We start from the raw sequence: 11,882 nt of genomic DNA on the forward strand, positions 1-11,882 counted from the left end.
GGAACGGTGTCGACGCGCGCTGCTCGTCCAGCGTGCCTGCGTTGTCTGGCTCCTCGAGGCGGGATCTGGCTGCCCCGATCGGCGGAGCGGCGCTCCGCTCCCTGGCCGACGCAGCGAAGCGACGAGGGACGAGCGTCCTGGGCTTGAAAAGCGTAAGCGCTGCAGCACGTCGAGCGCGATGCGCGGCGGACGGTAGCAAGATTGATTGGTGTGGAATATAGGCCGGACCCGGAATGTGGCAATAAAAAACTGTGATGAATGGTAAGACGGCAGTGCGCGAGGATGGCTGTCCAGGCCGGGCCGCGCGCCGTGCGCTCGCTCCGGCTGGACGGGATCCGTCCGTGACTTCCAGCCTTGGCGCGCATGTCGGGTCTCTTCCGCGGCCGCATACGGCTTTGCCCCGCGGAACCGGCGCCTCAGCGACGGAGAGGCATTGAAGAAGGTGTGGGGGCGCTCGTCGACGACGGGCGGGTCCACGCGTCATCGCTCCCGTCGCGGTCAGTCGGACGCCGGCGATCGACCTGCGTCCAGGCAAGTGAGATTGGTGACGTGGGGGATGTCGCATGACGCGTCAGCGACAGAAGAGGAACCTGCAGTTCCCGGATGCGCACTGGTTGTCCTTCGTGCACGCCGCTCCCCGGCCGCGCTTGTCCACGCACTCGCCCTCGTTGGTGCCCCACCCGCAGAACTGGCCCGCCGCGCAGTGCGCGTCGGAGCGGCAGAGGCACGTCTGGGTGAGATCGCCGCAGCGGTTGCTGGGGCACTCCTCGTTCACACGGCACCCCTGGCCGATGGTCTTCGAGCCGGGCGTGTAACAGAAGCCCGCGCCGGCGAGCAGCCCGCCGCAGCGGCCGGAGGCGCACTCGCTGTCGCGCGTACACAATTGATGCTCGGCCTTCTTCGGCTCGCAGGCGTTGTCGCCGCCGACGCCGGGCGTCTTGAGCGCGCAGCGGAGGCCGCTGCCGCAGTCGGCGTCGTCGTTGCAGACGCAGCGCCCCGGGATCGCGTTGCAGGCGACGGCGGTGCACTGGCCGCTCTCGCACTCTTCATCGAACCGGCAGCTCCCGCCGAGCACCTGGAATCCGGGGCAGTAGGCCGCGCCGCACTTCGTGGGATAGGCAGACTCCCGCTCCTCGGCCGTCGCAAAAGGCGCGATGCCGCTCTCGTCGAGATCGGCGGCGGGATCGGCCATCCCCGCCCGCGGCCCCTGGGCGCGCTCCCACATGCGAAGGAAGGACTCTGTCGAGGATCTCAGGCCGGTCGTGTCCACGCCCAGCCGATCCAGATCGGCCAGGAGGTCGGGCAGCATCCCCTCGTGGGCCAGGCCCTTCTCGTCGAACTCCGTCCCCAGGGGGCCGGGCCCCTGCGCGCGCTGCTCCCAGGCCTGGCAATCGGCCTCTGCCTGGAAGGCCGCCGAGCAGGCGCCGTCCTCGCCGAAGCGCGGCCGGGTCTGCTGGATGAAGCCGTTGAGATCTGCCCCGAAGGCCATCGGGACCTTCAGGCCGAGCCGCCCGTACTCGTAAGCCTGCGCGAAGGAGCGCGACGAGCCCTGACAGCTGTTCTCGACGGAGCTGCGGCTGTATTGCCGGGTCTCGTCGTGCGCCGTGCGCAGGCCGAAGATGCCGCCGGTCTGCCGGAGCATCCGGATCACCCGCGCCGGCGTGGACTTCTCTTTGTCCGCCACCGCCGGGGCCATGATCTCCCGGAAGTGACCGTGGGAGATGTAGATCGGATAATAGTCGCGCGCCCGCGCCAGCTCGAACACCCGATCCACGCCGCGCTCCGAGAGGTGCGCGACGTCGAGCAGCATCCCCCGGTCCATCATCTCGCCGACGAGCGCTTCGCCGAGGGGCGTCAGCCCGCGCACGTTGCGGCAGCTCGCGTCGACATCCATGCCCAGCGTGATCCCCGCGAGGGTGGCGCCGCAGTCGGTGTCGATGGAGCAGCTCTCGGTGTACTGCGCGAGCTGGAAGATCGGGTTGTGCAGCGCCGCCCCGCCAAAGGCGTTGTCGACCTGGTGCACCGGCTGGAGCGTCCGGACCCCGAGGGCATGGTATTTGGCGAGCTGCGCGCGCATCTTCGCCGCGTCGACGTCTCGGCCGAACAGGTGGCTGGCCTCGATGGACAGCACCACCGCCAGCTTGCCCGCGCCGATGATCTGCCGGGCGTGCGCCGGTGAGAGCGCGACCTCCATCCAGCCGGCGTTGCGAGCGGCCAGCGCGTGGGTCATCTGGATCTGGAGATCGACATCCACCATCTCGTCGCACGCCCGCTGCCGGTTCTGCTCCGGCAGGATCGAGCAGAGCCAGTCGTAGCTCACCGCCGACATGACGATGAGGCTCAGCCCGCGATCGTGGGCCGCGCGCAGCCAGCTCACGTGACCCTGCTGGTGAGCGATGGTGTCCCAGCGCGGCCACCCCTCGGAGGAGCGCTTTCGCTCGAGGTGGAGCCCTGTGTCGCCGCTCGTCCCCTCCGTCTGGCCGATCACCTCCGAGCCGATGACGCCGCCTCCCAGGCCGAGCAGCGCCGACAGCGCGCCGTTGCTGGCGAAATCGAGCATCGTCGACTGGGGGCACCGGTCCAGGAGCGCGCTGAGATCTTGTCGAACGCGCGCGTGATCGCTCCCTGGACCGCCGCCGTCGCAATCGTCCAGCGCGCCGGCGCCGTCGTGCTTGCCGTGGAGCCATCCGCCCCCGAACGCCTCCTCCGACATCATGTGGAAGTGCAGGTCCGCGAACCCGCTCACCGGCGCTCCGCCGGGCGCCGCCGGGGAGGGGACCGGGAGCGCCGTGCCGTCTGCCGCCGCGGCGCCGGCGGAGAGGCCGAGCGAAGCAGAGAGCGCGAGATCGTCTGTCGTGCCCTGGTCACCGGGGAGCGACGGCGTTCCCGGGTCGCACGCGGACGTCGCGAGCGCGAGGGCGGCCAGGGCCGCGGTCGCGAAGGGGCGCGGCCAGCGCCGGCGGCGCGCTCGGGGCGCCGGGCCGGGTCGAGTCGATAGGGCACGCGTCAGGCGATCGTCGGGGCAGGTCATGGGTGTCGCGGTCCGGGGGTTCGGTCGTGGGGGATTCAGGCACCGAGGACGCCTGGTTCCTGGGGTCGTCCCCACCGCATTTTCAAGCGGTGAACCGGGCCCGCGCGGCGCGTGGCGGGTTTTGTCAGCGCCTGGCGCGGTTTGTCGCCTTCGCCGGAGGCCCGGAGGCAGCTAATCCACGCAACGATGGGAGACCGCGAGCCGCTCCGCGAGCGGGCACGGCGGCCGACCGCGTCACGTCCGCTCATCTCGGCCGATCAGGCCGTCGGGGTTGATTCAATGACAGCTCTCAGGTCCATGCTGATACGTCAGCTCATCCAATCACGAGACGCCCTCGCGGATCCCAGGCGCGCAGGGCGCCTCCCGCTCCTCCTTTGCCTGGGCATCATCGCATCGGCCTGCGCGGGCGGCGCCGACGAGCCGAGCGAGCCGAACGAGCCCATCGGAAGCGTGCAGCAAGCGCTCTGCTCCGCGGACGACGTGGGCTGCCAGAGCGGCGCACCGAGCTGGCCGAGGTGGTCTCAGCAGCCCGATCGGCCGGACGCCGTCTTCGAGGAGTTCGAGACCGGCTCGGGCGCCGCGAGCGCGTCGAGCAGCGCCAGCAGCGCGTCGAGCAGCGCCAGCAGCGCGAGCGGGGCCGGCGGAGGCTCAGGCTTCGAGTTCAAGCCCAAGGCGTGCGACCCGAACCTGCTCGGCAAGATGCCGGAGAACCCGAACCCGAAGGGCGCCGATCTCCAGAACATCACCACGAACTTCCATGTCCTGCAGTCGATGCAGCTCCTCTCGTCGATCGTCAACAAGACGGCCAAGGCCATCAACGCCCCCGAAACGGAGACCGTCGAGGACGCCGGCAAAGGCAGGTGCATCTGCACCCAGCGCGTGGACGCCGGGTGCACGGACGTCATCCAGAAGGGCCAGACGACCTACGAGGAGTGCTCCGACTTCTGCGATCCGGCAACGACGCCGACGAACACCTGCAGCATCGGCGTGCTCGTCTGGCTCTCCAACGACGTCCAGCAGACCCAGGAGGGCAAGGCGAAATGGGCCCGCAGCGTGGTCAAGTGGCTCGACAAGATGGCCGGCGAGATCGCCGACGGGCGCTTCGCCGATTTCCTGGAGCAGGCCGGCGGCGAGCTCGAGAACGCGACGGAGCTGCTCGCGAAGATCCAGTGTTATATCGACCTCTACACCGAGGGCTACCACCTCGGCAGCTACTCCGAGCAGCGGCCCGATCTGCACATGTGCATCCCCTGGGCCGGCCATGGCGCGTACGCCACGATGGTCGAGAGCGGCGACGGCAAGTGGGGCATCGGCGGCCGCTACACGTCGCACAACCTGAGCGAGGAGCGGCGCGCCCAGATGCGCACCGGCGGCTTCGCCGTGACGGCGTTCGGTAAGACGCTGAGCATCCAGCCGGGGATGGAGTTCAACATGCAGCTCGACGGGTACAAGTGGTTCAACCGCGAGGCCCCGCTCGGCATCGAGGCCTTCGGCCACTCGGGCGGCGGCGGCCTCAGCCTCGCCGCGGCGAAGCGAAAAGGGCTCTTCTACCTCGCGGACGGGGATCAGGTCGAATCGCTCGACACCGACGGCGACGGCCGGGTGGCTCCGCAGGAGTTCCTCATCGGGACCTACATGCCGTTCTCCTACGCGGCGGACTACACGCCGAGCGGCGCTCCGAGCCCGGCCACCTGGCCCAGGGGCGCGGCGGAGCCGGTCGAGCCCTGGGAGGGGCGCTCCGCCGCCGTCATGGCCGCTGCGCTCAACCTCGATTTCCAGATGAAGCCGATCGAGAAGGAGCTGACGAAGATCCCGCTCCCCCCGGTCCCCGGCGCGTTCCTCATCCCGTACTTCCGGCTCGGCGCCGGGGTCAAGTGGTACGACGAGGCCTATTTCATGCGCAAGCGCCTGCAGGAGGCGCTCAACAAACACACGAACCACAAGATCGAGAACGTCGATTTCGATCGCGACATGCACGCGTTCCAGGCGCCGGACGTGACGGGCGAGGCGGGGACGGAGGTCTCGGTCAAGCCGGAGATCGGCGCGAAGCTCTTCCTCGGCGTGCCGCTCGGCAAGCGGCTGAAGGTCGGCGTGGAGGCGAGCATCGGCTTCTCCGTGGATCTCAAGCCGAGCGGCTCCGGCGGCGTGGTCGATCTCAACACCTCGCTCGAGCGGGCGCTCGTGAACAGCAACCCTGACGAGGACCTCGAGTGCAAGCCCGTCTTCAACCACAAAGATCAGACGTACTGCTCGAACCGGCTCGTCGAGGAGTCCGAGCTGAACCTCGGCTGCTCCCCGCTCGACACCAACAACTCCTGCTGCCTCACCTTCATCACCGGCGGCCGCGCCTGCATCGACGACTGGACGGGGATCACCGAGGAGTGGTGCGACTCGGGCAAGCTCTCGTACGAGCTGTTCGCCACCTTCATGAAGGAGAAGAAGGCAAAGCTGCTCAAGACCGCCTTCCAGCAAGGCTTCACCGCCAAGTGGAACGCGAACAAGACCTGTGACGAGTGCGACAGCGACGGCACCTGCGTGACCGACGTGCGGAGCGACGATCTCCGCGACATCTCGGGCTGCCAGAAGCACGGCGTCTGCTGCCTCCCCGTGGCGTCGTCGCCCTTCGGTCTGGCCGGGTCGCGCGCCCTCACGAACGGCAGCTACGCGCAGGCCCGCTTCCTCCAGGCCGGCGACCTGGCCTATGACGCGGCCGCGCGCATGCTCTACGTCGCGGATCGGACCGCCGTCCGCCGCATCGACGTGACGAGCGGCGCCGTGACCACGATCGCGGGGTCGACCTTTCCGGGCACCGCAGACGGCGTGGGCACCGCCGCGCGGTTCAACACCCTCTCGGGCATCACGCTCCACGACGGCGCCCTCTACCTCGCGGATCGCGGCAGCCGCACGATCCGCAAGCTCACGCTGAGCAGCAACCAGGTCACGACGATCGCCGACCGCACGGTGGTCGGCACGCCGCGTGATGTGGCCGTGGTCGGAAACCACCTGTACGTCACCGACAGCGCGAACCGCACGCTGATCTGGATCGATCTGGCGACGGGCGCGAACATCGCGGTCGCCGGCAAGGCGCCCCTGTCCGGGAACGCCGACGGCGTGGGGACGACCGCGCGCTTCGCCGAGCCGGCCGGCATCGTCGCCGACGGGCGCGGCAATCTCTACATCGCCGACGCGTTCAATCACTCGCTGCGCCGGTACGAGATCGCGACCTCGATGGTCACCACCGTGGCAGGCAACGGCGCCGCGGGCTCCGCGGACGGCGTCGGGACGGCCGCCCAGCTCACCTCGCCGCAGGCGCTCGCGATCGACGGCGCTGGCAGCGTGTTCATCGGCGAAGGCAACAGGCCCGGTCGGATCCGGCGCTTCGACCCGGCGCTCGGCGCCACGGCCACGGTCGCCGGCGCGCCTGGCGCCACATGGCAGGACGGCCTGGTCACGACGGCCGTCTTCGAGCTGCCCGGCGGCCTCGCCGTGCTGCCGTCGGGCGACATCTACGTGAGCGATACGCTGCCGTACACGGTCCGCAAGCTCGGGAGCAACTGCGACGCATCGGTCCCGGGGGCCGTCGTCTATGACGTCACGGAGTCCGAGTGCCCCGGCAACTTCGGCGCGTACCGCTGCGTGACCGAGACCCGGAGCGATGTCGTCGACTGGAGGGGCCCCGGCTGCCACCCGCTCCAGGCCGGCTTCCAGTCCGCGTGCGGCTGCACGTCGAACGCCGATTGCGCGAGCGGCGAGACATGCGACGCCGTGAAGAAGCTGTGCACCGTGGGCGGCGCGCCGGTCGCGTGCCTGTGCAGCGGGGAGCCGAACCCGAGCTGCGCGAGCGAGCCAGGCCGCACGTGCGTCGAGGGCGCGTGCACCCGCCGCTGCAACTACGATGCTTCCACCGCGGACACCGTCTGCGGCTACGGTCAGGTCTGCACGCCCGACGGCGCGTGCGCGCCGCAGGCCGGCGCCCAGTACGCCGAGCAGGTGATCTGGGGCCTCAGGAACCCCGAGGCGCCCGCCCACGCGATCGCCACCTACGGCATGAGCGAGATCGAGCTGATCGCCGCGCTCAACGCTGGCATCCACGTCGGCCTCGAGTTCAAGCTCTTCAAGAAGCCGAGGAAGTTCACGCTCTGGGACTGGCGCCGATCCTGGGATGTCGGCTCGGTCGCCAAGGCCAAGTTCCAGCCAGGGCTCGAGGCGACGTACCAGTGGGACAGCACGTCGCTCGGCGAGGTGACGAACTACCAGGAGAAGGAGGTGACCCGTTATCCGGCCATCACGTCGGAGACCGCCGACTTCCTCTCGTGGTGCAAGGACGAGATGCCGCTCCACGCGGAGGACCCGCTGCCCCCCACCACGGACGACGTGAAGGCCAGTGTGCAGGAGGTCATCGACTTCGGCTTCGCGCTGGGAGAGCAGGTGTCCACGATGGAGAACCTCTGCATCGACGGCCGGCCCATGATGGACTGGCTGCAGGACAAGGACGCGCTCGCCGAGGCGTTCGTGACCGGGACCTGCTCGTACGTCGGGCTGGTGAGCGGCTTGCGTGGCAACCTCAATTTCCCGTGCCAGGAGGCGCACCTGTACCTGCTGATGCACTGGGGCTGCCTCGACACGCAGCGCTCCCCCGTCTCCAACCAGCTGCGGCTCGGCGACTTCAGCGACGCCGTCGTCAACAACCCGACGCCCACGTTCGACCTGACCAAGCTGCTGTACGACACGAGCAACGGGCTCGAGGCGTTCAACCTGGTGCGCCGCAGCGCCCTGGCCGAGACGTGGCTGGCCGAGGTGGAGGCGTGCTTCGACGACCACTCCGAGGACACCGTGCCTTGCACGTGCCTCGACGACGCGGATTGCACGACGGGACCGGGGCAGACGTGCGTGAGCGGGACGTGCCAGGGCCCCGAGGACGACGTCATCCAGTGCTCCGTCGTGAAGAACGCGGGCGTGACCGTCGAGCGCTGCTGCGGCGACGGCGTGAAGCAGGCGTCCGAGCAGTGCGACGACGGCGACACGCAGAGCGGAGACGGCTGCTCGTCGAGCTGCCGCCTGGAGGCGAAGGGCGCGTGCTGCCGGTCCCAGACCTGCACCGATCTCGGCACGGGCGGTATCGGCTCCAGCGCGAGCTGCCGTGAGGCCGGCGGCTACTTCGTGAGCGGCTACAGCTGCGCGGAGATCGACGCCTGCGGGGCCGCGCCGATCGGCTCGTGCACGGAGCCCGACGGCACCTGCCACACGCCGGCCTACGAGGCGCAGTGCGACGCGGTGAGCGGCGTGTTCGTCGAAGGCGGCCGCTGCGAGAACGAGCCGGAGCGGCTGGAGATCCAGCCCGACAGCGCCGGCGACGACGCGACCATCACCAGCCTGGGCTCGGGCGCCGCGACCAACAACGGGAATTCCCCGAACCTGACCGCGGGGCTGTGGACGTCCAGCGACGTCAAATACACGAACCGGAGCCTCTTCCGCTTCAATCTGTCGGACATCCCGGCGGGCTCCACGATCGAGCGGGCGCGCCTCAGCCTCTACGCCGATCCCGACGCGCGCCTCTACGGCCAGGGTACCTCGAACGGCCTCTCCCCGGGGCACGCGACGCTCGGCGGCTCCAACGCCTTCCTGCTCCAGCGCGTCACCTCGGCGTGGCAGGAGAACACCGTGACCTGGGCCAACCAGCCCACGACCACGACGCTCAACGAGGTGCTCCTGCCGCAGAGCACGTCGGACGGTCAGGACTACGAGCGCGTCGACGTGACGGCGCTCGTGCGGGACATGCTGAGCGCGCCCGCGAACAACCACGGCTTCCTGATGCGGCTCCAGGACGAGGTGGTGAAGTGGCGAGAGGTCTCGTTCACGTCGAGCGATCACGCGACCGCCGCGCGGCGCCCCAAGCTCGAGGTGGTGTTCCGGAGGCCCTGAACGCCGGCGCGATGGAGTGGGGCGCAGGACCGCGCCCCGCTCTGCAACTTTGGTCTTGAACGATACTTGAGAAGGATTGAAGGCAATGAGAAGGTCTTTCAGAGTGTTTGCAGGCGTCGCCGGCGGTCTCCTCGCGAGCGCGGCGGGGGTGTCCGCGGCGCTGGCCCAGGTCGCCCCGCTGGACACGAACCATGTGGTGATCATCGACCGGTCCGGCAGCATGTACGGCGACCGCCTCGAGCTCGCGAAGAAGGCGGCCAAGATCTACTGGAACACGCTCGTATCGAGCAACGTGCCCGCGTCGCAGTCGTTCACGGAGCTGCTCGGCGTGGCGAGCTACTCCGACACCTCGTCGGTCACGTACCCCATGACGGCGCTGCCGGCGTCCGGCCTGGACGCGGCGGTCGACGCGCTCGTCGCCGACGGGTCGACCTCGATCGGCGCCGGCCTGGAGGAGGCGCTCGACATGCTGGTCTCCGAGAGCCCGACCAAGAGCGCGCGCGAGTGCGTCATCCTGCTGTCCGACGGTCAGCACAACACGCCGCCTGCTCCGAGCGACTTCTATGCGGACTATTTCAGCCGCGTGGACGAGGTCCACTCGATCGCGCTCGGGTCGGGGGCGGACGAGGCGATGATGAGCGACATCGCGGCGAACTACGGGTTCTCGCCCGGGCTCTACCTGCGCGCCGACAGCGACACCGCGATCGACCAGCTCGAGCTGATCGGCGCGTTCAACCGCATGGCGAACGACTGCCGCGACGGCGGCATGATCGATCAGGGGCTGACGCAGATCCCGCCTCCGTCGCCGCAGTCGCCGCAGTCGTTCGCGTGCGCGGACACGCTGGTCTCCGCGGCGCAGATCGTGGATTTCACGATGATCTTCGTCGGGGCGGCCGCGCCGGAGGTCTACTTGCTTCCCCCGTGGGACCAGACGTCCCAGATCACCGAGGCGAACTTCGCCGCGTCTGGCTCCGACCTGACCTTCTTCTCGGCGGAGAACTTCAAGCGCTTCTCCCTGAACCTGACGCAGGCGTACGAGGAGGGGTTCTGGCAGTTCTGCGCCGTCAACACCTCGGATCAGCCCATCTACGTCTACTCCGCGGTATCGACCCTGGCCGACACGATCTCGCTCCGGGTCACGCCGAGCACGCTGAACGTCGGGGCGGCGCCGCTCATCGTGGAGGCCGAGGTGAGCCACCTGGGCAGCCCGGTGCTGGGCGCCGCGGTCAGCGCGGAGATGACCGGCCCGAGCGGCGCTGTCACGCCCCTGTCGTTCCATGACGACGGCGCCGCCGCGCACGGCGACACGACGGCCAACGACGGCGTCTACTCGCTCAAGATCGGCCAGTTCGCCGAGACGGGGAGCCACGACATCACGGTGTTCGCGGACCACGCCGGCAGCGCCACCGTCCCGATGTTCACGCGGCAGCACACGTTCGGGTTCTACAAGAACCCCGCGCCCCCCTGCCAGAGCCTCGGGCCGATGAGCACGTCGATCGTCGCGTCGGTCGACGGGACGTCCTGCTTCCAGATCGATCGGGCGAGCCTCCCGACGGGCTGGACGCCGGCGACCCTGACGCTGCAGATGAGCCCGACGGACGGCGTCCCGCTGAACGGCGTCAGCGTGTCGGTCAACGGCGGGGCGCCCCAGAGCGCCCCGGCGAACAGCTGGTCCACGACGACCGCGATCCCGTTCCCGGGCACCGCGAACGACGTTGTCTATCAGGTGAGCACGACGAGCAACAGGCAGCTTCGGATTCAATGGTATCCGTGATGCTGCAGGGCGGTCTCGGCGCGATGTGCGGCTGAGTCGGCATGGATCGCGCGCGCGTGGCGTACCTGTCCGTCGGGACCGCCGGTGAGCTCGGCTCACCGGCGGCGCAGCGCGCGGGACACCGAGCGCGTGCTCGCGTAGCCGAGCCCGGCGGCGAGCGTGCGCCTCGTGGGGCTGGACGAGGCCAGGTAGCGGTTCGCCAGCTCGGTTCGCGCTTCCATCAAGAGGGCGCGGTGCGACGTGCCCTGCTCTCGCAGCAGCCGCTGGAGCGTCCGCGAGCTCACGCCGAGGTGCTCGGCGACACGATCGATGTTCGGGTTGCCCTGGGCGATGCAGCTCTGGAGGGCGTGCCGGACATCCTCGACGAAGCTCGACGGGACGCGGGCGGCGGCCGCCGGCGCCCCGCTGGGCTTGCCGAGCGCCTGGAGGCGCGCCGCCGCGCAGTCCTCGAGGATCTCACAGAGGCGCGGCTCGGCGGAATGGAAGGGCAGCTCCAGGAGATCGCGATCGAAGACCAGCTCGTCATAGGGGGCATCGAACTCGACCTGCGCGTCGAATATGCGCTCGTACTCGCCTGCGACGCGCTCGCGGCGGTGCCGGAAGCGCACCGCCAGCGGGCGGATGTGCTCGCCCGAGAACGCCCGCGTCCGGAGCACCATCAAGCTGACGATGAGATCCGCGACGGCGGGCACGCCGTCCGGCGAGAGGTGGCGGAAATGCGCGCGGCGACCGGTCACCTCGAGGCTCAGGGCGCCCCCATTGGCGACCAGCGGAGCGAAGCGGATGACGCGGTCCAGGGCTGTTCCAAAGCTGCTGCTGCTCCGTGTCAGGTAGTCCAGGAGGTCGAGCGAGCCGACCTCGAGCTGCTCCGCGGCGTGCAGTCCGAGCAGAGAATTGCCGCTCAATTGCTCGGCGGAGGACCAGATCTTCCGCGCCGCGCTCAGGGAGATCGGCAACCCGCGCTGGCGGAGCGCTCCCGGCGGGAGCGTGGCGTCGCGCAGGACCGCGTCGATCGGAAGCCCGAGCTTGGGCGCTGCGGAGAGAAGGAGCAGGACGAAATCAGAGAACGCGGACTGAGCTGGCGCAGGGACCACGGTTCCTCACAAGCCAAATGTGTCGGAGCGTAGTGGCCGAAGCCGCCCAGGGCAACCCGGA

At 69.6% G+C, this 11,882-nt stretch carries 4 protein-coding genes; 2 read left to right on the forward strand and 2 right to left on the reverse strand.

Translation table 11 applies throughout. The features are described from left to right. Positions 1–571: 571 nt before the first annotated feature. Positions 572–3,031, reverse strand: coding sequence for a membrane dipeptidase (locus WMF44_RS03130; RefSeq protein ID WP_437297626.1), 2,460 nt, complete (start codon positions 3,029–3,031; stop codon positions 572–574). A 297-nt stretch (positions 3,032–3,328) separates the two neighbouring features. Between WMF44_RS03130 and WMF44_RS03135 the strand changes: the two genes are divergently transcribed. Together WMF44_RS03135 and WMF44_RS03140 are read left to right on the forward strand one after the other, a co-directional pair. Continuing rightward, the gene (locus tag WMF44_RS03135) at positions 3,329–8,953 is read left to right on the forward strand and encodes a DNRLRE domain-containing protein (RefSeq protein ID WP_437297627.1); all 5,625 of its coding nucleotides are present in this window, start codon (positions 3,329–3,331) and stop codon (positions 8,951–8,953) included. Between the two features lie 103 nt (positions 8,954–9,056). After that, positions 9,057–10,727 carry a VWA domain-containing protein gene (locus tag WMF44_RS03140; RefSeq protein WP_437297628.1) on the forward strand — a complete coding sequence of 557 codons (1,671 nt, stop codon included), beginning with the start codon at positions 9,057–9,059 and terminating at the stop codon, positions 10,725–10,727. A 95-nt stretch (positions 10,728–10,822) separates the two neighbouring features. Here the strand turns inward: WMF44_RS03140 and WMF44_RS03145 are convergent, their stop codons facing one another. Beyond that, positions 10,823–11,821: an AraC family transcriptional regulator ligand-binding domain-containing protein gene (locus WMF44_RS03145; RefSeq protein WP_437297629.1), complete on the reverse strand. Its 999-nt coding sequence runs from the start codon at positions 11,819–11,821 to the stop codon at positions 10,823–10,825. Positions 11,822–11,882 lie beyond the last annotated feature (61 nt).

The sequence above is a fragment of the Sorangium sp. So ce426 genome (genome assembly GCF_051475585.1).
Taxonomy (GTDB): Bacteria; Myxococcota_A; Polyangia; order Polyangiales; family Polyangiaceae; genus Sorangium; species Sorangium cellulosum_B.

Bases quoted from the DNA above. Each gene is read 5' to 3' on its own strand.
- WMF44_RS03130 (WP_437297626.1), bottom strand. From the start codon at position 3,031: ATGACCTGCCCCGACGATCGCCTGACGCGTGCCCTATCGACTCGACCC.
- WMF44_RS03135 (WP_437297627.1), top strand. From the start codon at position 3,329: ATGCTGATACGTCAGCTCATCCAATCACGAGACGCCCTCGCGGATCCC.